Annotated in this window: 18 protein-coding genes; 9 read left to right on the forward strand and 9 right to left on the reverse strand. The window is 74.7% G+C overall.

The annotated features are described in order from the left end of the window. The first annotated feature begins 562 nt into the window (after positions 1-562). Positions 563-1,561, forward strand: a complete 999-nt coding sequence (gene trpS / locus MUK52_RS13310; protein ID WP_114053598.1) for a tryptophan--tRNA ligase — start codon at positions 563-565, stop codon at positions 1,559-1,561. A gap of 66 nt (positions 1,562-1,627) precedes the next feature. Here trpS and proC read toward each other — a convergent pair whose 3' ends face one another. The 3 genes from proC to MUK52_RS13325 all read right to left on the reverse strand — a co-directional run bounded on the left by proC (position 1,628) and on the right by MUK52_RS13325 (position 3,565). Then, the gene (gene proC / locus MUK52_RS13315) at positions 1,628-2,437 is read right to left on the reverse strand and encodes a pyrroline-5-carboxylate reductase (RefSeq protein ID WP_114053597.1); all 810 of its coding nucleotides are present in this window, start codon (positions 2,435-2,437) and stop codon (positions 1,628-1,630) included. A gap of 169 nt (positions 2,438-2,606) precedes the next feature. Beyond that, entirely contained in the window at positions 2,607-3,143 is a 537-nt protein-coding gene (locus MUK52_RS13320) for a hypothetical protein (protein ID WP_114053596.1), read from the reverse strand. 119 nt (positions 3,144-3,262) lie between these two features. Then, positions 3,263-3,565 (reverse strand): peptidase, encoded by a 303-nt coding sequence (locus MUK52_RS13325; protein ID WP_114053595.1) that lies wholly within the window; start codon positions 3,563-3,565, stop codon positions 3,263-3,265. A 108-nt stretch (positions 3,566-3,673) separates the two neighbouring features. On the opposite strand from MUK52_RS13325, the gene MUK52_RS13330 reads away from it, so the two are divergent. Both MUK52_RS13330 and MUK52_RS13335 read left to right on the forward strand, forming a co-directional pair. Next, a complete protein-coding gene (locus tag MUK52_RS13330) occupies positions 3,674-5,905 on the forward strand; it encodes a serine/threonine-protein kinase (protein WP_284576416.1) in 2,232 nt (743 codons plus the stop codon). A gap of 207 nt (positions 5,906-6,112) precedes the next feature. Next, positions 6,113-8,866 carry a PKD domain-containing protein gene (locus MUK52_RS13335; RefSeq protein WP_114053594.1) on the forward strand — a complete coding sequence of 918 codons (2,754 nt, stop codon included), beginning with the start codon at positions 6,113-6,115 and terminating at the stop codon, positions 8,864-8,866. 68 nt (positions 8,867-8,934) lie between these two features. Here MUK52_RS13335 and ilvD read toward each other — a convergent pair whose 3' ends face one another. From ilvD to MUK52_RS13350, 3 genes are all read right to left on the reverse strand, one after another. Further along, positions 8,935-10,788 (reverse strand): dihydroxy-acid dehydratase, encoded by a 1,854-nt coding sequence (ilvD, locus tag MUK52_RS13340; protein ID WP_114053593.1) that lies wholly within the window; start codon positions 10,786-10,788, stop codon positions 8,935-8,937. Between the two features lie 196 nt (positions 10,789-10,984). Beyond that, positions 10,985-11,803, reverse strand: a complete 819-nt coding sequence (locus tag MUK52_RS13345; protein ID WP_114058395.1) for a sugar phosphate isomerase/epimerase family protein — start codon at positions 11,801-11,803, stop codon at positions 10,985-10,987. Positions 11,804-11,874: 71 nt separating this feature from the next. Beyond that, positions 11,875-12,804, reverse strand: coding sequence for a Ppx/GppA family phosphatase (locus MUK52_RS13350; RefSeq protein ID WP_114053592.1), 930 nt, complete (start codon positions 12,802-12,804; stop codon positions 11,875-11,877). 64 nt (positions 12,805-12,868) lie between these two features. Here MUK52_RS13350 and MUK52_RS13355 point away from each other — a divergent pair, with 64 nt between their 5' ends. After that, a complete protein-coding gene (locus MUK52_RS13355; RefSeq protein WP_284576422.1) occupies positions 12,869-13,723 on the forward strand; it encodes a DUF3109 family protein in 855 nt (284 codons plus the stop codon). A 51-nt stretch (positions 13,724-13,774) separates the two neighbouring features. On the opposite strand, the gene MUK52_RS13360 is transcribed toward MUK52_RS13355, so the two are convergent. Beyond that, on the reverse strand, positions 13,775-13,987 hold the full coding sequence (locus MUK52_RS13360; RefSeq protein ID WP_284576425.1) for an antitoxin: 213 nt from the start codon (positions 13,985-13,987) through the stop codon (positions 13,775-13,777). Between the two features lie 88 nt (positions 13,988-14,075). Beyond that, positions 14,076-15,788 (reverse strand): BACON domain-containing protein, encoded by a 1,713-nt coding sequence (locus MUK52_RS13365; protein WP_284576428.1) that lies wholly within the window; start codon positions 15,786-15,788, stop codon positions 14,076-14,078. Between the two features lie 138 nt (positions 15,789-15,926). On the opposite strand from MUK52_RS13365, the gene radA reads away from it, so the two are divergent. After that, positions 15,927-17,339 carry a DNA repair protein RadA gene (gene radA / locus MUK52_RS13370; protein ID WP_114053588.1) on the forward strand — a complete coding sequence of 471 codons (1,413 nt, stop codon included), beginning with the start codon at positions 15,927-15,929 and terminating at the stop codon, positions 17,337-17,339. Positions 17,340-17,488: 149 nt separating this feature from the next. Next, a complete protein-coding gene (gene disA, locus MUK52_RS13375; RefSeq protein ID WP_114053587.1) occupies positions 17,489-18,613 on the forward strand; it encodes a DNA integrity scanning diadenylate cyclase DisA in 1,125 nt (374 codons plus the stop codon). Between the two features lie 54 nt (positions 18,614-18,667). Here the strand turns inward: disA and MUK52_RS13380 are convergent, their stop codons facing one another. Then, the gene (locus MUK52_RS13380; RefSeq protein ID WP_350206362.1) at positions 18,668-19,462 is read right to left on the reverse strand and encodes a hypothetical protein; all 795 of its coding nucleotides are present in this window, start codon (positions 19,460-19,462) and stop codon (positions 18,668-18,670) included. A 169-nt stretch (positions 19,463-19,631) separates the two neighbouring features. Here MUK52_RS13380 and MUK52_RS13385 point away from each other — a divergent pair, with 169 nt between their 5' ends. The 3 genes from MUK52_RS13385 to MUK52_RS13395 all read left to right on the forward strand — a co-directional run bounded on the left by MUK52_RS13385 (position 19,632) and on the right by MUK52_RS13395 (position 21,966). Beyond that, positions 19,632-20,246: a phosphatase PAP2 family protein gene (locus MUK52_RS13385; protein ID WP_114053585.1), complete on the forward strand. Its 615-nt coding sequence runs from the start codon at positions 19,632-19,634 to the stop codon at positions 20,244-20,246. A gap of 22 nt (positions 20,247-20,268) precedes the next feature. Further along, positions 20,269-21,222 (forward strand): iron-sulfur binding domain-containing protein, encoded by a 954-nt coding sequence (locus MUK52_RS13390; protein ID WP_284576435.1) that lies wholly within the window; start codon positions 20,269-20,271, stop codon positions 21,220-21,222. Between the two features lie 171 nt (positions 21,223-21,393). Continuing rightward, positions 21,394-21,966: a SigE family RNA polymerase sigma factor gene (locus tag MUK52_RS13395; protein ID WP_114053583.1), complete on the forward strand. Its 573-nt coding sequence runs from the start codon at positions 21,394-21,396 to the stop codon at positions 21,964-21,966. The last annotated feature ends 14 nt before the right edge of the window (positions 21,967-21,980 follow it).

Here is a 21,980-nt window from a genome sequence, read left to right on the forward strand (position 1 = left end):
TTCGCTTTCGCGCTTTCCCTTTCCGGCGGTTTCGACTCTATCAGACCCTCTCGGGGCTGACTCCCAGTCAGCGGGATTCGCCTTGGGGGCCGTTGGGCCCCTGCGGCGTTGTGAGACATTAGCGGATTCCTCGCCCCCGATGCCAATCGGCGGCTGCGTCCTGGAACGCGGATTCCCCATTCGCAAACACGCATGAAAACGAGACGGCACAGCGCGCCGTTCGCTCAGGTGTGTGGTGCGGAATGGCTGTCCGGGGACCGACCGCAGTCGGCGCTCACGTCGGACAACTCGAAGAACCTTACGGACGGCGCAAGGGTGTGTCAACTCCCGCGCCGGGCGGCCCGTCGGCCGCTACTGTGGCCGTCATGACCACGCGCGCACTCGTGCCGAACCTTCGCTGGTGGCCCGCCTGACGGCGGCCGATCCACCACGCGAGCACGTACGCGCTCACGGCCGCCGCCTCGGCGGCCGTTTTTCGTTTCCTCCCCGCATCCGCGGAGTGGCCTGGCCGCCCCACCAGCCGGCGGCCGCCACACCGACACGGACAGGGAGAGACACCGACATGACGCGGATCTTCAGCGGGATCAAGCCGACCGGCCACCTGACGCTGGGCAACTACCTGGGGGCCGTACGGCAGTGGGTCGAGGCCGAGCACCAACCCGACGACGCCCTGTTCTGCGTAGTCGACCTGCACGCGCTCACCGTCGAGCACGATCCGGCGCGGGTGCGCAGGCTCAGCCGGCAGGCGGCGACCCTGCTGCTGGCGGCCGGGCTGTCGCCCGACCGGTGCACCCTCTTCGTCCAGAGCCACGTCGACGAGCACACACGGCTTGCGTACTTGCTGGAGTGCACCGCCACGGACGGCGAGCTGCGGCGGATGGTCCAGTACAAGGAGAAGGCCGTACAGGCCAGGGGTGCGGGGGCGGGGGTGCGGCTGTCGCTGCTGACGTACCCGGTGCTGATGGCGGCCGACATCCTCGCGTACGGGGCCGGGGAGGTGCCGGTCGGGGAGGACCAGCGGCAGCACGTCGAACTGACCCGGGACCTGGCCGTCCGCTTCAACCAGCGGTACGGGCACACGTTCACGGTGCCGCGGGCGGTCCACCCGGCGGTGGCGGCGCGCGTGATGGACCTCCAGGACCCCACGTCGAAGATGGGCAAGTCGTTCGGGGACGGGCCCGGGGTGGTGTTCCTGCTGGACGAGCCCGAGGTGGTACGGCGGAAGGTGATGCGGGCCGTCACCGACAGCGGGGACGGCGGCGTCGTGTACGACCGGGCCGGGCGGCCCGGGGTCGCGAACCTGCTGGACATCCTCGCCGCCTGTACGGGCGGGGACCCGGCGGCCCTCGCCGACGGGTACGCCGGGTACGGGGCCCTGAAGCGGGACGTGGCCGAGGCGGTGGTGGAGGTGCTGCGGCCGCTGCGGGAGCGGCACGCCGAGCTGGCCGCGGATCCCGCGGCGGTGGACCGGGTGCTGCGCGAGGGCGCGGCGCGGGCGAGGGCGCTGGCGCGGCCGGTGGTGGACCGGGCGTACGAGGCGATCGGACTCCTGGCGCCCTGAGGCGGAGGACGGCGCGGCCGGGGCGGGACTGGGTCCGCTTCCGCCCCGGCCCGGCTCCGGCCGGCGTCAGCTGCTGCCGGTGGCGAGCTCGCGGCTGCGGTCGCGGGCCGCTTCGAGGGCGGCGATGAGGGCGGCGCGGACGCCGTGGCGTTCGAGTTCGACGATCGCGTTGATCGTGGTGCCGGCCGGGGAGGTGACGGCCTCGCGGAGCTTGACCGGGTGCTCGCCGCTGTCGCGGAGCATGACGGCCGCGCCGATGGCGGCCTGGACGATGAGGTCGTGCGCCTGGGCGCGCGGCAGGCCGAGGAGGATGCCGGCGTCGGTCATGGCCTCGACGAGGTAGTAGAAGTAGGCGGGCCCGGAGCCGGACAGGGCCGTCGCCGCGTCCTGCTGGGATTCGGGGACGCGGAGGGTCTTGCCGACGCCGCCGAAGATCTCCTCGGCGTGGGCGAGGTGCTCGGCGGTGGCGTGGCTGCCGGCCGAGATGACGGACATCGCCTCGTCGACGAGGGCCGGCGTGTTCGTCATGACGCGGACGACGGGCGTGCCGGCGGCGAGCCGCTCCTCGAAGAAGGACGTGGGGATGCCGGCGGCGCCGCTGATGACGAGGCGGTCCGCGGGGACGTGGGGGGCGAGTTCGTCGAGGAGGCGGCCCATATCCTGCGGCTTGACGGTGAGGATGAGGGTGTCGGCCCGCTCGGCGGCCTCGGCGTTGCTGACGGCTTCGACGCCGTAGCGGGCGCGCAGTTCCTCGGCGCGTTCGGGGCGGCGGGCGGTGACGAGGAGCTGCCCGGCGGGCCGGCCGCCGCGGATCATGCCGCTGAGCAGGGCCTCGCCGATCTTTCCGGTACCGAGGACTGCGACTGTCTGGGTCATGCGGTGTCACCTCGTCGAGCTGGCTGGCTGGCTGCTGCTGTTGCTGCGGGCGCACGGGCGGGCGCGCCCTCCCACCTGCTCATCCTTGCACTCGCGGGCCCGGCGGCGAGGGGGTGTCCGCAGTGCGGTCAGAGGGTGCGGCGACGGCGATGCCGCGATGCCGTCTCGGCTACCGCTTGCGCCTGGGCCCGCGCGCGGCCGGGTTGCCCGCACGGGAGCTGCGGCGGCGCTCGTACTCGGCGACGGCGCGCTCGTACTCGGCGCGGCGCAGGCCCTCGCCGGGCGCTTCGGCGAAGCAGCGCAGGAAGTACGCGATGAGGGAGCCGATGAAACCGATGGTCTTGAGGCCCTTGAGCGCGGCCTCGTCGGAGGACGGCGCGGGCCGGCGGCTGAAGGAGTCCCAGGTCTTGACGAAGGCGATGGCGCTGCAGATCGCGAAGAGGACGACGACGGAGATGTTCAGGAACGAGCCGGCGTTGCCGATCTCCAGGCCCTCGTAGGAGAGGCGGAGCAGGACTGCCGCGGCGGCGGCCGTGATGATCGAGCCGGCACCGGCGGCGACCCGGCGCAGGGCGTACCCGCCGTCGTGGTGGAGCCAGGTGGTGCCGAAGAAGCGGATCGGCTCCGGCTCGGGGCCTCCGGCGGGCGCCGCCGGGGCCTTCGCGGCCGGCGCGGCGGGGGTCTTCTCGGGCTGGTCGTCGCTCACACCGGCGATTATCCCCCGGCGGGCGCGGCCCGGCCGGGGCGTCTCACGCGGCGGACGGGTGGCCGGGTGGCCGGCGGCGGCCCCGGGTGCTGTCGCCCCGGGGCCGCCGTGCGGGCGGGTCAGCCGCAGAGGCCGGCGACGTAGCCGTCGCTGCCGGTCTTCACGTACGCGTCGGAGACGAACTCGCCGTTCCCGATGCAGTCCCAGATGTTCGACGTGCCGTACGGGCCCGTCACGGTCGTCCCGCTGCACTGGCAGCGGATGCCGACCCATGCGCCGTACGGCAGGACGCGGACGATGGAGTGGTTGGTGCCCGGCCCGCTGCGGACGTTCACCCGGTAGCCCGGAGCGATCGGAAAGGTCGGGAAGCCGGAGCCGGACGCCGTGCTCTGGACTTGGCCGGAATCGTTCTCGACGGACATGCGTGATCTCCCCCCGGAAATGCTGCGGTGCGCAACCCGCGCAGGGTAGCAGGACCCTTGTGGCCCCGTACGGGGCATCGACTAGGCTCCGTCGGGGGTGGTGGAGCGGTGCAGTCGCGGCGTGCGGACTGGGTGGGCTTTCCGGAGTACGCCGGGCAGTACCGGCTCGAAGGGGTGCTCGGCTCCGGGGGGATGGGCGTCGTCCATCTCGCCACGTCCGGGTCGGGGCTGAAACTCGCCGTCAAGATCGTGCATCCGCAGCATGCGGTCGACCCCGAGTTCCGGGCGCGTTTCCGCCAGGAGGTCGCCGCCGCGCGGCGGGTGAGCGGGGCCTTCACGGCGCCCGTCGTGGACGCCGACCCGGACGCCGAACGGCCCTGGATGGCGACCCTGTTCATCGACGCGCCGACGCTCGCCGAGCGGGTCCGCGAGCGGGTCCTGGACGCCGCCGAGCTGACGCGGCTCGCCGCCGGGCTCGCGGAGGCGCTGCGGGACATCCACCGGGCGGGCGTCGTGCACCGGGACCTCAAGCCGGGGAACGTGCTGATGGCGCCCGACGGGGTCCGGGTCATCGACTTCGGGATCTCCCGGCCCGCGGACAGCCAGCTGCGCACGGAGACCGGCAAGCTGATCGGGACGCCGCCCTACATGGCGCCCGAGCAGTTCCAGCGGCCCCGCGAGGTCGGCCCGGCCGCGGACGTCTTCGCCCTGGGGGCGGTGCTGGTGCACGCGGCGACCGGGCGCGGGCCGTTCGACTCCGACAGCCACTACCTCGTCGCGTACCAGGTGGTGCACGGCGAGCCCGACCTGAGCGGGCTGCCGGAGCGGCTCGCCCCGGTCGTGGCGCGGTGCCTGGCGAAGGACCCGGCGGACCGGCCCACCGCCGGGGAGCTGATCGCGGAGGTGCGGGCGGTCGCGTACCCGACCGGCGAGGACACGCAGGCGTTCATCCCGCAGCCGCGGCCCCGCCCGGCCGCGGAGGCGGTAGGGCGGGCCGGCGCCGAGGACGCCACGCACGTACGGAGCCGCGCGCCGGAGCCGGAGCCGGGGGCGGGCGCGGGCGCGGGCGGGGACGGCGGCGCCGGGGGGCCGGGCGAGGCCGGCGGGCCGCGGCCGCGCGCCCGGCGCTGGTCGCGGCGGCGGCGCGGTGCCGTCGCGGCCGCGGTGCTGGCGGCGTCCGCCCTGGCGGCGGGCGGCGTGTACGCGGCCGGCTCGGACGGCGGGGAGTCGCTGGCCGCCCGTACCGCCGGCCGGAGCGCGCCCCCGCAGCAGCCGCCCGCCCCGTGGGCGGTCACTCCGGGCGGTCCGGGCGGACCGGCTCAGGGCGGTGCGGGCGCCGCGTGCGCGGCGGACGGAACGGCCCTGTACTGCGCGGGGGCGGGCCTGGCCGCGGTACGGCTCGACGCGGCGGACGGGACGGCCGTGTGGAGCGTGCCGGCCGCCGGCCGGAGCGCACCCGGGACCGCGCAGGAGGCCCCGCTGCTGGCGGGCGGGCTCGTCCTGACCGCGGCGCCGGGCGCCGGCCTGCTCCAGGCGCGGGACCCGGACACGGGTGCGGAACGGTGGCGGCACCCGCTGCCGGGCGGCGCCCGGGCGGTCGCGGCGGGCGGGCACGTCCTCGCCGTGTCGGCGTCGGGGACGGCGACCGCGCTGGACCCGGCGACCGGCGCGGTCCGCTGGACCAGGCAGGTCGGCGGCACCGGCACGCAGTGGTGGGGCGGCACGCAGGATCCCGCGGGGCCCGCCCTGTACGCGGCCGTGCCCGACGGCGACGGCTCCGCGACCCGGGTGGCGGCGGTGGACCCGGCGACCGGCGCGGCCCGCTGGCAGCTGCGCACGGCCGGGCTGCTCCAGCCGGTCGGGGCGGCGCAGGGCGGGCTGTTCCTGCTGGACAGCGACCTGGAGGGGAAGACGGAGGCGGTCGTCCGGATCGACCTCGGCACCCGCGCCGTGAAGCGGGTCCGCCCGGGCACCCCGCTCTACCAGACGCAGGCGTCGGTCGGCGGGGACGGCGTCGTGTACGCCTTCGGCGCCTCGGGCGGCCTGGCGGCGATCGGCCCGGCGAAGGAGCAGTGGCGGCTGGAGACGGGCCTGGCGGTGGCGTCCCGGCCGGTCTTCGCGGACGGCCGCGTCTTCCTGTCCGCGCCGGACGGCCGCCTGCTGGCGGTGGACGCGGCCGCGGGCCGCCCGCTGGGCCAGACGAAGCCCCGTATGGCGGCCGCCCCGAACACCTTCACGGCAGCCCTGCCGGCCCCGGTCGCGGCGGCCGGCCGCGTCTTCGCCTCCGCCCCGGACGGCACGGTCTTCGCTGCGGACGCCGCCCGCCCGGCCGCCTGGTAGAGCGGCCCGCGGCCTGCGCATTCGGCCGTGCGTGCGCCACTCCCGAGGTGACAGCCGCATCTCCGAGGAGGGATGATGATCTCCGTCTCCGTGGACCAGCGGGCGCACGGCCGGGGGGGCCGGGGGGAACAGGCCGGGCCGCCGGCGCGCCGTGCACCGCACCCTTCGTGGTCCACGCCCAATTCCGTGCGCTAAGGAACTCCTCTGGTGCGTCCCACCCGCGTGGCGACCCTGTTGACCGCAGGCCTCGTCACCCTCCTCGGCATGCCCGGCGCCGCGGCCGCCGCCGACACGCCGTCCACGCTCTACGTCGACAACCGCGACGCCTCCCGCTGCTCCGACGCCGGCCCCGGTTCGCAGGCCGTCCCGTACTGCACGCTCTCGGCCGCGGCCAAGGTCGTGCAGCCGGGGCAGACCGTGAAGATCAGGCCGGGGAAGCAGTACGACGAGTCGGTCACCATCGACCGGTCCGGCGAGCCGGGACGGCCGATCGCCTTCGCCCTGGATCCGGTCGGGGACCGCCGTCACGCGGAGCCGGCCTACACCAGGGCAGTGACCATCCGTGGAGCCTCCCACGTCCGGCTCAGCGGTCTGCGCGCCTTCGGCGGCGTCACGATCAGCGGTGCTGCCGGGATCCGGCTGGAGGGCGTCTCCGTGACGAAGGGCAACCTTCCCGACGCACTCCTCGTCGAGGGCAGCACGGACGTGCAGGTCGTCCGCAGCGAGATCGCCGGCGTCCGGATCGCGGGCGGTTCCCGCGACACCGTCGTGAGCCGCAGCATGCTCATCGGCTCACGGGGTCAGGCCGTCACCGCGGTGGACGCGCCCGGAACGATCCTGACCAACAACATGATCGTCGGGTACTGCGGGGCGATGGCCTCCGTCGGCGGCGGCTCGACCGGCAGCGGACTCTTCAACAACGTGCTCCACAACAGCCGCACTTCCGACCACTGCAAGTCGGCCGAGCCCCGCCAGGGCATCGCGGTCGCACCGGGTGCCGTCGAGGGCACCCGCGTCGACTACAACCTGACCATCGCGAATGCCCCGCTGCAGCAGGTGTACGCCTGGTCCGGCGCGGTCCATCCGACGCCCGAAGCCTTCCGCGCGGCGACCGGCCAGGGCGCCCACGACCTGCTGACCTCGGATCCCCGTGAAGCGAGCGTCTCGCTCGCCGTCGACTCCGCCGACGCGACGGCTCCCGGCGTGACCACCACCGACTACGACGGCTACCCGATGTCCGACGACCCCCGGGTGCCCAACACCGGGCGCAACGGCGGGTACCTCGACCGCGGCGCCCGCGAGACGCACGACTTCCTGTCCAAGGTGTGGATGGACGTCGAACCGTCCTGGGCGCCGGCCGGCACCCCCGTCGAGGTGCGGGCGTACTCGGACAGCAAGTGGCCGACGATGATGAGCTACCGGGTCGACTTCGGTGACGGCAGCGCCCCTGTCGCCGCGGTCGACTCCGGGGACGGTGCGCCGCGCGCCTCGCACGTGTACCGCTCCCCGTGCGAGTGCAAGGTCACGGTGACGGGCGTCAACGGCGGCGGAACCACCTTCTCCGACGAGAGGACCGTTCGGGTCACCGCGGCCACCCCGCCTGCCGCGGCCTTCACCGCCGAGCCTGTCCTGCCGGCCTCGGCCGACCCGAGCAGCCACGTACGGCCGCTGACGGTGCGGATCGACCCGTCCGGCACGACGGCTCCCTGGCCCGTGCGGTTCGTGCATGTCGACTTCGGGGACGGCTCCGGGACGAGCACCGAGCACACGGGCCCCGTCGAGCACACCTACGCCCGCCCCGGCACCTACGGGGTGACCGTCACCGTCCGCGACTCGCAGGGGACGGAGACCACCGCCACCCGGAGGGTGCAGGTCGACTACGCGCCGTCCGCGTACACCGCCGTCGCACCGTTCCGGCTGCTGGACAGCCGCACCACCGGCAGCGCCCTCCACAGCGGGGGGCCCGTCCAGGTGGCGCTGCCCGTCGGGCAGGCCGTGCCGGGCCACGCCCTCTCCGGCGGCATGGCCGCCGCCGTCCTCAATGTGACCGTCACCGGCGCGACCGAGGACACGCACCTGAGCGTGTGGCCGTCGGGTCAGCCGCGGCCCGCGACGTCCAACGTGAACGTCCGGGCCGGCGGCACGTCCTCCAACACGGTCACCGTGCCTGTCGGCGCCGACGGCCGGATACAGGCGCAGCTCAACTCGGGCCGGGCGGAACTCGTCGTCGACTTCGCCGGCTACTACCAGCCCGGCGCCGGCCACCGGTTCACGCCGGTCGCCCCGACCCGCCTCGCCGACACCCGCACAGCGGGCGGCGCGCTGGGCGGCGGGCAGATCCGCACGGTCAAGGTCGCCGGAACCGCGGGTATCCCGGCCGGCGCGACCGCGGTCGCGCTGAACCTGACGGGAACGGGCGCCACCGCAGACGCGCACGTCATCGCCTACCCCGATCCGGCGCGGCGGCCGGCCACCTCGAACCTCAACGTCGAGCCCGGCAAGGACAAGTCCAACCAGGCGATCGTTCCCGTCGGCCCGGACGGGACCATCACCCTGTGGACCAACACCGGCTCCACCCACGTCGTCGTGGACGCGGTCGGCTGGTACGGCAAGGACGGCCGGGCCCTGTTCACCCCCGCAGTGCCCAAGCGCCTCGCCGACACCCGCACCACCGGCAGGCTCGCCCCGGGTGCGACCGCCGCGGTCACCGGCCTGCCGGCGGGTGCCGTCGGGGCCGTCCTCAACGTGACGGCGACCGAGTCCACCGGCGCCGGGTTCCTCACCGTCTACGCGGCCGGCGCGGCGCGCCCCGCGGCCAGCAGCGTGAACACCCGGCCCGGGGACACCGTCCCCAACCACGTCACCACGCCCGTCTCGGGCGGCGGTGCGGCCGTGTGGAACAGCTTCGGCGGCAGCACGCACGTGATCGCCGACCTGCTCGGCCACTTCACCCAGCCCTGACCTGGCCCGGGTGCACGGAAGCCCCGGCCCGCCGCAGGTGCGGCGGCCGGGGCTTCGCGGTGGGTGCGTCAGCCCGTCAGCTTCGAGACGTCGCGGACCGCGCCCTTGTCGGCGCTCGTCGCCATCGCCGCGTAGGCGCGGAGGGCGGCCGAGACCTTGCGTTCGCGGTTCTTCGGGGCGTAGACGCCGCCGAGGGCCTCGCGGCGGGCCTCCAGCACGGCCTCGTCGACGAGGAGGTCGATCGAGCGGTTCGGGATGTCGATGCGGATGCGGTCGCCGTCCTCGACGAGGGCGATCGTGCCGCCCGAGGCGGCCTCCGGGGAGGCGTGGCCGATGGACAGGCCGGAGGTGCCGCCGGAGAAGCGGCCGTCGGTGATCAGGGCGCAGGCCTTGCCGAGGCCGCGGCCCTTGAGGAAGGAGGTCGGGTAGAGCATCTCCTGCATGCCGGGGCCGCCCTTGGGGCCCTCGTAGCGGATGACGACGACGTCGCCCTCCTTGACCTGCTTGGAGAGGATCTTCTCGACGGCCTCGTCCTGGGATTCGCAGACGACGGCCGGGCCCTCGAAGGTCCAGATCGACTCGTCGACGCCGGCGGTCTTCACGACGCAGCCGTCGACGGCGATGTTGCCCTTGAGGACGGCGAGGCCGCCGTCCTTGCTGTACGCGTGCTGCACGGAGCGGATGCAGCCGTTCTCGGCGTCGAGGTCGAGGGACTCCCAGCGCTCGGACTGGGAGAAGGCCGTCGCGGAGCGCTTGCATCCGGGGGCGGCGTGCCACAGCTCCATCGCCTCCGCGGAGGCGGTGCCGGAGCGGGCGTCCCAGGTGGCGAGCCAGTCCTCCAGGCCCCGGGAGTGGACGGTGGTGACGTCCTTGTTGAGGAGGCCGCCGCGGTGGAGTTCGCCGAGGATGGCGGGGATGCCGCCGGCCCGGTGGACGTCCTCCATGTAGTAGGTGCCGCCGGGGGCGACGTTCGGGGCGACCTTGGCCAGGCAGGGGACGCGGCGGGAGACGGCGTCGATGTCCTTCAGGTCGTAGTCGAGGCCGGCTTCCTGGGCGGCGGCCAGGAGGTGCAGGATCGTGTTGGTCGAGCCGCCCATGGCGATGTCGAGGGCCATGGCGTTCTCGAAGGCCTCGCGGGTGGCGATGTTGCGGGGGAGGACGGATTCGTCGCCGTCCTCGTAGTACCGCTTGGTGATCTCGACGACGGTGCGGCCGGCCTGTTCGTAGAGGGCGCGGCGGGCGGTGTGGGTGGCGAGGACGGAGCCGTTGCCGGGGAGGGCGAGGCCGATGGCCTCGGCGAGGCAGTTCATCGAGTTGGCGGTGAACATGCCGGAACACGAGCCGCAGGTGGGGCAGGCGTTCTCCTCGATGCGCAGCACGTCCTCGTCGGAGACGTTCTCGTTGACCGCGTCGACGATGGCGTTGATCAGGTCGAGTTTGCGGACGGTGCCGTCGACGAGGGTGGCCTGGCCGGCCTCCATGGGGCCGCCGGAGACGAAGACGACCGGGATGTTCAGGCGCATCGCGGCCATCAGCATGCCCGGGGTGATCTTGTCGCAGTTGGAGATGCAGATCAGGGCGTCGGCGCAGTGCGCCTCGACCATGTACTCGACGGAGTCGGCGATCAGGTCGCGCGACGGCAGCGAGTAGAGCATGCCGCCGTGGCCCATGGCGATGCCGTCGTCGACGGCGATGGTGTTGAACTCACGGGGGACGGCCCCTGCCGCGCGGATGGCGTCGGAGACGATCCGGCCGACCGGCGCGAGGTGGGTGTGGCCGGGGACGAACTCGGTGAAGGAGTTGGCGACCGCGACGATCGGCTTCCCGATGTCCTCGCTCGCTACGCCCGACGCACGCATGAGGGCGCGGGCGCCCGCCATGTTGCGGCCGTGGGTGACAGTGCGGGACCTCAGCTCGGGCATCGGGTTCACTCCCCATGAGTGCGGTGGCGCCGGGGCGCCGCCGCGACTGCGGATATGGCTCGGTTACGAGGCTACGCCCCCGGACCGGGATGCGGACAGCCGGTCCGGATGCCGGGACGGGAGGGTCAGTCCTCGGTCAGGTGCCGCTGCCGGGCGGGCGCGGCGGGGGCGGTGCCCGCCTGCGCGGCGTTTCCGGTCACGGGCGGCGCGCCGGGGCGGTGGCCAGGTGGAGCCGGGTGAAGGCGAGGGCCTCGGCGAGGTCGGCCTCGCGCTCGGCGGAGGACATGGCCCTGCGGGTGTTGACCTCGATGACGACGTGCCCGTCGAAGGAGTTCGCGGCGAGCCGCTCCAGGAGCTCGGCGCAGGGCTGGGTGCCGCGGCCGGGGACGAGGTGCTCGTCCTTCGCGGAGCCGTTGCCGTCGGCGAGGTGGACGTGCGCGAGGCGGTCGCCCATCCGGTCGACCATCGCGGTGGCGTCGGTGCGGGCGGTCGCGGTGTGCGACAGGTCGACGGTGAAGTGCCGGTAGTCGTCCTTGGTGACGTCCCACTCGGGCGCGTAGGCGAGCATCTCGCGGTCGCGGTAGCGCCAGGGGTACATGTTCTCGACGGCGAACCGGACGCCGGTCTCGTCGGCCATGCGCCAGATGCCGGTGACGAAGTCCCGGGCGTACTGGCGCTGCCAGCGGAACGGCGGGTGGACGACGACGGTGCTCGCGCCGAGCCGCTCGGCGGCGGCCTGCGCCCGCCGGAGCCGGATCCACGGGTCGGTCGACCAGACGCGCTGGGTGATCAGCAGGCAGGGCGCGTGGACGGCGAGGATCGGCACGCCGTGCCGGTCGGAGAGGCGGCGCAGCGCGTCGATGTCCTGGCTGACCGGGTCCGTCCAGACCATGACCTCCACGCCGTCGTAGCCGAGGCGCGCGGCGATCTCGAAGGCGGTCGCCGTCGACTCCGGGTAGACGGAGGCGGTGGAGAGGGCGACTTTCGCGGTCGGGACGCGGACGGGTTCTGCCACGGGGACAGGGTACGGGCCCCGCGCGGCCGGGGGCAGACCGGCCGCCGCGGCCGGCCGGGCCGGGCGCGGCATCAGGTGGGCAGGTGGTCCAGGCGGCGCAGGATGACGCCCTCGCGCAGCGCCCACGGGCAGATCTCCAGCTCGTCGATGCCGAAGAGGTCCATGGCGCCCTCGGCGACCAGGGCCCCGGCCAGCAGCTGGGCGGCGCGGCCCTCGGAGACGCCCGGGAGGGTGGAGCGCTGCTCGACGGTCATCTCGGAGAGCTTGGGCACCCACTCCTCCAGTGCCTTGCGCGAGAGTTCGCGCTGCGCGTAGGGGCCGTCTGCGGAGCGGGCGGCGCCGGCGATGCGGGCCAGCTGCTTGAACGTCTTGGAGGTGGCCACGACGTGGTCGGGGGTCCCGAAGCGGCTGAACTCGCGGACGACGCGGGCGATCTGGGCCCGCGCGTGCCGCCGCAGGGCGCGGATGTCGGCCGGCTCCGGCGGGTCGCCCGGCAGCCAGGCCGAGGTGAGGCGGCCTGCGCCGAGCGGGAGGGAGGCGGCCGCGTCCGGGTCCTCGTCGATGCCGTAGGCGATCTCCAGGGAGCCGCCGCCGATGTCGAGGACGAGCAGGCGGCCCGCCGACCAGCCGAACCAGCGGCGGGCGGCGAGGAAGGTGAGCCGCGCCTCGTCCTCGCCGCTGAGGACGGCCAGGTCGACGCCGGTCTCGGCCTTGACGCGGGCCAGCACCTCGTCGGCGTTGGTGGCCTCGCGCACGGCGCTGGTCGCGAAGGGCAGGACGTCCTCGCAGCCCTTGTCCTCGGCGGCCTGCGCCGCGCCGGCTATCGCCGAGACGAGGAGCTCGATGCCGTCGCGGGTGACCGCCCCGTGTTCGTCGAGCAGCTGGGCGAGGCGCAGCTCGACCTTGTGCGAGTGCGCCGGCTGCGGGCGCGCGCCGGGGTGCGCGTCCACCACCAGCAAGTGGATCGTGTTCGACCCCACATCGAGGACACCGAGTCTCATAAGGGGAAACGCTACTGTGCGGCGGGAGCCGGGGGTGCCCGAAGAGCGGCATAGGCTTGGTTGCGTGCCACACACCAAGAAGGCCGACAAGCCCAAGAGCGGCAAGAACGGCAAGAGCGGCAAGAAGGCCGATGCGGTAGGACCCGCCGCGGCCGCGGGCGACGAGACCGGCCTCGACTTCCCCCGGGCGTGGGTGGAGTTCCCGGACCCGGCGGACGACGAGCAGGTCTTCCGCTGCGACCTGACGTGGCTGACCTCGCGCTGGACATGCATCTTCGGCAGCGGCTGCCAGGGCATCCAGGCCGGCCGGGCCTCGGACGGCTGCTGCACGCTGGGCGCGCACTTCTCGGACGAGGACGACGAGAAGCGGGTCGCGGAGCACGTGGCCCGGCTCTCCCCGGAGCTGTGGCAGTTCCACGACGTGGGCACCGGCACCGGGTGGGTGCAGAGGGACGAGGACGGGGAGCGGCAGACCCGCCGGTGGGAGGGGGCGTGCATCTTCCTCAACCGGCCGGGGTTCCCGGCGGGCGCGGGGTGCTCGCTGCACATCCTGGCGCTGCGGGAGGGGCGCGAGCCGCTGGAGACGAAGCCGGACGTGTGCTGGCAGCTGCCGATCCGGCGCACCTACGAGTGGATCGACCGGCCGGACGACACGCGGGTGCTGCAGGTCTCCATCGGCGAGTACGACCGGCGGGGCTGGGGGCCGGGCGGGCACGACCTGCACTGGTGGTGCACGTCGGCGACGTCGGCGCACGGCGCCGGGCAGCCGGTGTACGTGTCGTACCGGGCGGAGCTGGTCGAGCTCATGGGAGCGGAGGCGTACGCGGAGCTGGTGCGGCTGTGCGAGGCCCGGCTGGCGTCGCTGCTGCCGATGGCGCCGCACCCGGCGGACCCGCCGGGCCCGCCGGCGGCGGGGTAGCGCGGGCGGCCGGCCCGGGTGCCGGGCCGGCCGCCCGGGACGCCGGGGCGGTCAGCGCTGCGGCGGGGCGGGCGGCGGGGGCGGGTTCTGGTCGCGGCCGGTGGTGCCGAACTGGTCCTTGAGCCGCTCCTGGGCCGTGTCGACGTGGCGGGCGTACTTGCCTTGCGTCCTCTTGTCGACCATGTCGCCGCCCTTGTCGACGGCCTGGTCCACCTTGGACTCGTGTCCCTTCAGCATCTGCTTCAGCTTGTCCAGCATGCTCATCCGGACCTCCTGGTCCTCCGGGGTCCCCCGCTGGTTCCAGGGTGGCCGCGGTGATCTGTGCGCGCACCTCGTGGGCGGGGCGCGGCGGTCACGGAGCGGGGTCGGCGGGGGGTGGGGGAACCGTTCCTCCGGGGTCGTCCGGCGTGGCGGTGGGCGTGGGCTCGGGGGTCCCGGAGGGTGTCGGCTCGGGTGTCGGGGTCGGGGTCGGGGTCGGTTCGGGGGTGGGTGTCGGGGTGGGCGTCGGCGTCGGCTCGGGGGCGGGGGGCTCGCTTCCGGCCGGTGCGGGGCGGCCGCTGCCGCGTACGGCGACGACGGCGCCTCCCGGGTCGACGCCGACGCGGGCGGTCCAGGGGCCGACGGGCTCGGATGCGCCGTCCACCGTGATCAGGATCCGGGCGGAGTCGCCCGGCGCCAGCGTGCCGGCGGTCCGGCTCGCGCGGAGCCAGGGGCCGTCGGAGGAGAGCCGCCAGTGCACCGGGGCCCCGCCGGAGGCGGTCAGGGTGAGCACGGTCGTTGCGCCGTCGGCGGAGGCGGAGACGGTGAGCCGGCCCGGGGCGCCGGGCCGGTCGGGGGCGGCCGGGGCGCCGGTGCTGATCACCTCGACGGAGACGGAGGGCGAGGGTCCGGCGAAGCCGGGGGCGCCGGTGGTGCGGCCGGTTCCGCCGGTGTTCTCGTACGCCCGCATGGGGCTGCCGCCCGCCCGGCCCGGCGGGAGCTCCGCCTCGCCGGCCGAGATCCGCGTGGCGTCGGCGCCGGCGGGTTCGCCGGTGCCGGGGCCGCCGCGGTGGGTCGTCCACAGGGCGAGTACGGGCGCTGCGACGACGGTCGCGACGACGGTGGTGGTGACGGCTCGGGCCCGCAGCCGGTCGCGGCGGGCGGCCCGGTCGCGCGGGTCCACGGGGAAGCCGGTGCGGTCGAAGCGCGGGGCGGGCCGGCCGCGGCTCCGGCCGGGCCGCTGGAGTGCGGCGTGCACGGCGGTGCGGGGGGCCTGGACGAGGGGGAGGGCCGCCTCGATGCCGCAGGAGCCCGGCCAGGGGGAGGCGGCGTCGACGCGTTCGGCGAGGCGGCGGCAGCGCGGGCAGTCGTCCACGTGCCGGACGAGCTCGGTGCGCAGGGTGGTGGACAGCAGGAGCTGCCCGCCGCCGGTGAGCCGGGAGACGGAGGGGCAGCCGCCGGTCTCGACGACGGCGAGGGCGGCGCGGGTGCGCTCCACTTCGCAGGCCGCGCCGGCCAGCAGTTCGCGGGCGCCGGCCTCGGGGGTGCCGAGGACCGCGGCGAGCTCGGGTACGCCGAGGCGGTGGCGGACGGCGAGTTCGAGGGCCTCGCGCTGTTCGGGCGTGGTGCCGGCGGCCTCGGGCCAGGCGAGCCGGGCCAGCTCGGTGCGCCGGTGCGCGGCGGTGTCGCGGGGGCGGTCGCCGGGGGCGCGGTGCGCTTCGGTGTGCTCCGGCGCACGCTGGGCGGTGTGCGCCCCCTGCCGGGTCCCCTGCCGGGTCCCCTGCCGTTCCGCGAGGCGGCGCAGGCAGGCCCAGCGGGCGAGGGCGTAGAGCCAGGCGCGGCGGTCGCTCTCGTCGGGGCAGCGGCCGGGGTGCCGCTCGGCCACGGCCAGGACGTCGGCGAGGACGTCGGTGGCCGTGTCGTGGTCGCACAGGACGGACAGGCAGTACGTGAACAGGCCGTCCAGGTACGGCTCGTGCCGGAAGGGGGGCGCCTGTTCTCTTTCGCGCCCCTCGGGGGGCGTGCGCCCGTGCGCCCGTTGCGCGCCGGAGCGCCGGGCGGGGCTTTCCTGGTTGCTGCTGTTCACCCTGGCGAAGGTAGGCGGCAGCCCGCCGGGAGCCGTGAAGCCTTGAGCTGTTTTAGCCCTTACGGGTGACGAGATCGAACAGCCGCTGACCGCCCGACTGACGCCGGGCTGTCGGCGCCTGCCGTTACGGTGGGCGCCATGGCTGCCCGTACATCCCGCTCGTCCGCCAAGGACCGGCCCTCCTACCGCTGCACCGAGTGCGGCTGGACCACCGCCAAATGGCTCGGGCGCTGCCCCGAGTGCCAGGCGTGGGGCACCGTCGAGGAGATGGGGGCGGCCGCCGTGCGGACCACCGCGCCCGGCCGCGTCTCGACCGCCGCGCTGCCGATCGCGCAGGTCGACGGCAGGACGGCGACCGCCCGCAGCACGGGCGTCGACGAGCTGGACCGGGTGCTCGGCGGCGGCCTCGTCCCCGGCGCCGTCGTCCTGCTCGCCGGCGAGCCGGGCGTCGGCAAGTCGACGCTGCTGCTGGACGTGGCGGCCAAGGCCTCCGGCCCCTCCCACCGCACCCTCTACCTCACCGGGGAGGAGTCCGCGAGCCAGGTGCGGCTGCGGGCCGACCGCATCGGCGCGCTCAGCGACCACCTCTACCTCGCCGCCGAGACCGACCTGTCGGCCGTCCTCGGCCACATCGAGGCCGTGAACCCCTCGCTGCTGGTCCTGGACTCCGTCCAGACCGTCGCCTCCCCCGAGATCGACGGCGCGCCCGGCGGCATGGCCCAGGTCCGCGAGGTCGCCGGCGCCCTGATCCGGGCGTCCAAGGAGCGCGGCATGTCGACGCTGCTCGTCGGCCACGTCACGAAGGACGGCGCCATCGCCGGCCCGCGGCTGCTGGAGCACCTGGTGGACGTCGTCCTCGGGTTCGAGGGCGACCGGCACGCCCGGCTGCGCCTGGTGCGCGGCGTGAAGAACCGGTACGGCGCCACCGACGAGGTGGGCTGCTTCGAACTGCACGACGAGGGCATCACCGGCCTCGCCGACCCCAGCGGGCTGTTCCTGACCCGCCGCGCGGAGGCCGTCCCCGGCACCTGCCTGACCGTCACCCTGGAGGGCAAGCGGCCGCTGGTCGCCGAGGTGCAGGCGCTGACCGTCGACTCGCAGATCCCCTCCCCGCGGCGGACCACCTCCGGGCTGGAGACCTCCCGCGTCTCGATGATGCTGGCCGTGCTGGAGCAGCGCGGCCGGATCACCGCGCTCGGCAAGCGGGACATCTACAGCGCCACCGTGGGCGGGGTGAAGCTGACCGAGCCGGCCGCCGACCTGGCCGTCGCCCTGGCGCTCGCCTCGGCCGCGAGCGACGTCCCGCTGCCGAAGAACCTGGTCGCCATCGGGGAGGTCGGCCTGGCCGGCGAGGTCCGCCGGGTCACCGGCGTGCAGAGGCGCCTCGCCGAGGCCCACCGGCTCGGGTTCACGCACGCGCTGGTGCCCGCCGACCCGGGGAAGGTGCCCGCCGGCATGAAGGTCACGGAGGTCGCGGACATGGGCGATGCGCTGCGCGTTCTGCCCCGCCGGCGCTCCCGCGAGACGGCCCGCGAGACGGCCCGCGAATAGCCCCGGGAGGGCCTGCGGGCGGGCGTGTGCGGGGGTCCCCCGGGGCGCACCTGGCGAAGCCACGGCGGGCGCGCAGCGGGCGCCGGTAGACTTTGTGCTGGTCCGCCCGGCCCTACGCAGGCGGCGCAACCCGCGACCGGAGGAGTGCAGTGGCAGCCAAGGACGGGGCAGCAGCATCCGGGAAGTCGGGCGCGAGCTCCAGGCAGGAGGCCATGATGCGTGCCTCCCTGAGCGCGGTCGCACCCGGCCAGCCCCTGCGCGACGGCCTGGAGAGGATCGTCCGCGGCAACACCGGCGGCCTGATCGTCCTCGGCATGGACAAGGCCGTCGAGGCGATGTGCACGGGCGGTTTCGTCCTGGACGTGGAGTTCACCGCGACCCGGCTGCGGGAGCTGTGCAAGCTCGACGGCGCACTCATCCTCGACAAGGACCTCACCAAGATCCTGCGGGCCGGCGTGCAGCTGGTCCCGGACGCCTCGATCCCGACGGAGGAGACCGGCACCCGGCACCGCACCGCGGACCGCGTCTCCAAGCAGTGCGGGTTCCCCGTCGTGTCCGTCTCGCAGTCGATGCGGCTGATCGCCCTGTACGTGAACGGGGAGCGCCGCGTCCTGGAGGAGTCGGGCGCGATCCTGTCCCGGGCCAACCAGGCGCTCGCCACGCTGGAGCGGTACAAGCTCCGGCTGGACGAGGTCGCGGGCACGCTGTCGGCGCTGGAGATCGAGGACCTGGTCACGGTGCGCGACGTCACGGCCGTCGCGCAGCGGCTGGAAATGGTCCGCCGGATCGCGACGGAAATCGCGGAGTACGTGGTCGAGCTGGGCACGGACGGGCGACTGCTGTCGCTCCAGCTGGACGAGCTGACGGTCGGGATCGAGCAGGAGCGGGAGCTCGTCATCCGGGACTACGTGCCCGAGCCGACGGCCAAGCGGTCGCGCACCGTCGAGGAGGCTCTGCCGGCCCTGGACGCGCTGACGCACCCGGAGCTGCTGGAGCTGGGCATCGTGGCGCGGGCGCTGGGGTACACGGGCTCGCCCGAGACGCTGGACTCGGCGGTGTCGCCGCGCGGCTACCGGCTGCTGGCGAAGGTGCCGCGGCTGCCGGGCGCGATCATCGAGCGGCTGGTGGAGCACTTCGGCGGGCTGCAGAAGCTGCTCGCGGCCGGCGTGGACGACCTCCAGGCCGTCGACGGGGTCGGCGAGGCCCGCGCCCGCAGCGTCCGCGAGGGGCTGTCCCGCCTGGCGGAGTCCTCGATCCTGGAACGCTACGTCTGACGGACGCGGGCGGGGGCGGGGCCACGGGGGCCGGCGTTCCCGGCCCCGCCGCGCCTACTCCGGCTTCAGCACGAACGAGGTCCGCGCCACCGGCAGTCCCGGGGCCTTGGCCTCCACCACGTAGGTGTCGGGGACGGCCGCGCCCTGCGGGGGCGTCTGGCACTGGTCGGCAGCGCTCGGCTTGCGGTCCCACTCGACGGTGTGCCTGGTCTCGCCCTGCGCCGGCACGCGGAAGAACGCCGTGCCCGCGCCCTGCGGGCAGTCCGCCGAGGACCAGACGGCCTTGCTGATGCCGGCCTGGAGGATCGTCACGACGGCCTGCCTGGGGCCGAGATCGACCTTGCAGGTGGATCCGGTGATGTTGCGGGCGATCAGTTCCAGACGCGGCTTCTCGCCCGCCTCGTACTCGTTCTTGGCGCTCTTGACCTCCCACTGGAGGGCGCTCGTCGAGCACGTCGGCAGCGGGGAGTCCGCCGGCACCTGCGCCGCGGCCGCGCCGCCGGCCGCACCGGCGCCGCCGCCCGCGCCCGCCGCGGAGCCGGAGTCGGCGCCGGAGCCCGCGCCGCCGCCCGAACCGGAGCTTGGTTCACCGTTCTTGGCGGTTCCGGCGCCCGACTCGGTTCGCCCGCCCGGGGCCTGACTGATCGCCGGCCCGGTGCCCGAGGGCCCGGGTGTGATCGAGGCCGCCGGGTCGGGTCCGTCCTGGCCCTTCCCGTTCGTACTGGAGGTGCCGCCACCGGAACTGACCGCCCATACGGCGAGCAGCGCGATGAGCGCCACGACGGACGCCAGGACGGCCCTCCGTCGCCAGTAGATGGAGGAGGGGAGCGGCCCGACCGGATTGCGCATAGATCCCACGGACGGAACTCTACGAGAATCCGGGGCCCGAACCGCGCCCTACATGCCGCACATCCGCCCGGTTCTGCCGATGATCATCCTGGAGGCGGAGGGCGCGGGGAGGACTATCAGCCAGGGGTGGCACGCGGCCGCCCGCGGGCGTTGAGTACGGTCGGTCACCATGGACACCTCGGACCTCTACCGCGACATCACCGACTCCGCCCGCTCGGCACCCGGTTGGGTGCAGACGGCGTTCGAAGTGTGGACCGAACTCGGGCTGCTGATATTCGGTTTCCTCTTCATAGCCGTGTGGTGGCGCGCCCGCGGGCAGCGCAGCCCGCGGGCGGTGTCCCTCGCGGTCCTCGCGCCCCTCGCCACCGCGTTCGCGTACGTGGTCTCCGAGACCGTGAAGGTCCTCGTCCAGGAGGAGCGGCCCTGCCGGGCCGTCGCGAACGCGGCCGCCTCACTCTCCGTGTGCCCGGAGCCGGGCGACTGGTCCTTCCCCAGCAACCACTCCGCCATCGCGGGCGCCGCGGCCGTCGCCCTCGCCCTGGCGCTGCGCCGGCTGGTGCTGCTGACCCTGCCGATTGCGGTGCTGATGGCGTACTCCCGGGTCTTCGTCGGCGTGCACTACCCGCACGACGTGGCCGTGGGCCTGGTGGGCGGCGGGATCGTCGCCGCCCTCTTCGTCCTGGCGCTGACCGGGCCGGTCGGCCGGATCGCCGCGTCCATGCGGGCGAGCGGCAACGCGACGGCCATGTGGTTCACCGGTCCGGGCTCCGCACGCCGGACCTGAAACGTGCCAGGATGCGGTAGCCATGACTGCATCCCGGACGACCACCACCGCACCCGCCGGCTCCCCCGGTGCCGCCGGCGCCCCGGCGGCCCCCCACCCGCTGCACGCGCCGGTCATCAACTGGTTCGACGAGCACGCCCGCGACCTGCCCTGGCGCCGCCCCGAGGCCGGCCCGTGGGGTGTGATGGTCAGCGAGTTCATGCTCCAGCAGACACCCGTGAGCCGGGTCCTGCCCGTGTACGGGCAGTGGCTGGCCCGCTGGCCGCGCCCCGCCGACCTGGCCGCCGAGGCCCCCGGTGAGGCCGTACGCGCCTGGGGGCGGCTCGGTTACCCGCGGCGCGCGCTGCGGCTGCACGGGGCGGCCGTGGCCATAACGGAGCGGCACGGCGGCGACGTGCCGCGGGACCACGCGCAGCTCCTGGCGCTCCCCGGTATCGGCGAGTACACGGCGGCCGCGGTGGCCTCGTTCGCGTACGGGCAGCGGCACGCCGTGCTCGACACCAACGTCCGCCGGGTCTTCGCCCGCGCGCGGACCGGCGTCGAGTACCCGCCGAACGCGACCACCGCGGCCGAGCGCCGCCTGGCCCGCGAGCTGCTGCCGCAGGACGAGGCGACCGCGGCCCGCTGGGCGGCGGCCTCCATGGAGCTCGGCGCCCTGGTGTGCACGGCCCGCAACCCCGACTGCGCCCGCTGCCCCGTGGCCGGCCAGTGCGCGTGGCGGCTGGCCGGCAAGCCCGCGCACGACGGGCCGCCGCGGCGCGGGCAGACGTACGCGGGGACGGACCGGCAGGTCCGCGGCAAGCTCCTCGCGGTGCTGCGGGACGCGGTCGGGCCGGTTCCCCAGGCGGTGCTGGACACGGTGTGGAACGAGCCCGTACAGCGGGCCCGCGCGCTGGACGGGCTCGTGGCCGACGGGCTGGTGGAACCGCTGTCCGGCGGCATGTACCGGCTGCCGCAGCATCCCGCCTCCGACTGACTGATCCATTCCGCTTTTTTCGGGGAAAGCCCAGCTCACAGGCGTTGTTACACAACCTATGGGTGTCCGTGCGCCCACCGCAGGCTGGCCCGCACAGGCTCGTGACAACGCCTCCGTACCTTCGGGTCCGTTGCAGCGGACGAGCGGTGCACGGAACGGAGGCGGTCGGAGATGGCGCACGGCGAGGTACTCGGCTTCGAGGAGTACGTACGCACCCGGCAGGACGCGCTGCTGCGCAGCGCCCGGCGCCTGGTCCCGGACCCCACCGACGCCCAGGACCTGCTCCAGACCGCCCTCGTGCGCACCTACGGCCGCTGGGACGGCATCGCCGACAAGTCCCTGGCCGACGCCTACCTGCGGCGCGTCATGATCAACACCCGTACCGAGTGGTGGCGCGCCCGCAAGCTGGAGGAGGTCCCCACCGAGCAGCTCCCGGACGCCTCCGTCGAGGACGGCACCGAGCAGCGCGCCGACCGCGCCCTGCTGATGGACATCCTCAAGGTGCTCGCCCCCAAGCAGCGCAGCGTCGTCGTGCTGCGACACTGGGAGCAGATGAGCACGGAGGAGACCGCTGCCGCGCTGGGCATGTCCACGGGTACTGTGAAGAGCACCCTGCACCGCGCACTGGCCCGGCTCCGGCAGGAGCTGGAGAACCGGAACCTGGACATGCGCGCGCTGGAGCGCGGTGACCACCGCGGTGACCCCACCATCCGGTACGAGAGGCGTGAGCGGTGCGCGGCCTGAACGGCCAACTCCTG

This window comes from Streptomyces sp. 2P-4 (genome assembly GCF_030167965.1).
In the GTDB taxonomy this organism is placed as follows: domain Bacteria; phylum Actinomycetota; class Actinomycetes; order Streptomycetales; family Streptomycetaceae; genus Streptomyces; species Streptomyces globosus_A.

Excerpts from the sequence above, each read along its gene's own strand:
- trpS (WP_114053598.1), top strand. The coding sequence starts at position 563 with ATGACGCGGATCTTCAGCGGGATCAAGCCGACCGGCCACCTGACGCTG.
- proC (WP_114053597.1), bottom strand. The coding sequence starts at position 2,437 with ATGACCCAGACAGTCGCAGTCCTCGGTACCGGAAAGATCGGCGAGGCC.
- MUK52_RS13325 (WP_114053595.1), bottom strand. The coding sequence starts at position 3,565 with ATGTCCGTCGAGAACGATTCCGGCCAAGTCCAGAGCACGGCGTCCGGC.
- ilvD (WP_114053593.1), bottom strand. The coding sequence starts at position 10,788 with ATGCCCGAGCTGAGGTCCCGCACTGTCACCCACGGCCGCAACATGGCG.
- MUK52_RS13350 (WP_114053592.1), bottom strand. The coding sequence starts at position 12,804 with ATGAGACTCGGTGTCCTCGATGTGGGGTCGAACACGATCCACTTGCTG.
- MUK52_RS13360 (WP_284576425.1), bottom strand. The coding sequence starts at position 13,987 with ATGAGCATGCTGGACAAGCTGAAGCAGATGCTGAAGGGACACGAGTCC.
- radA (WP_114053588.1), top strand. The coding sequence starts at position 15,927 with ATGGCTGCCCGTACATCCCGCTCGTCCGCCAAGGACCGGCCCTCCTAC.
- MUK52_RS13380 (WP_350206362.1), bottom strand. The coding sequence starts at position 19,462 with ATGCGCAATCCGGTCGGGCCGCTCCCCTCCTCCATCTACTGGCGACGG.
- MUK52_RS13385 (WP_114053585.1), top strand. The coding sequence starts at position 19,632 with ATGGACACCTCGGACCTCTACCGCGACATCACCGACTCCGCCCGCTCG.
- MUK52_RS13390 (WP_284576435.1), top strand. The coding sequence starts at position 20,269 with ATGACTGCATCCCGGACGACCACCACCGCACCCGCCGGCTCCCCCGGT.
- MUK52_RS13395 (WP_114053583.1), top strand. The coding sequence starts at position 21,394 with ATGGCGCACGGCGAGGTACTCGGCTTCGAGGAGTACGTACGCACCCGG.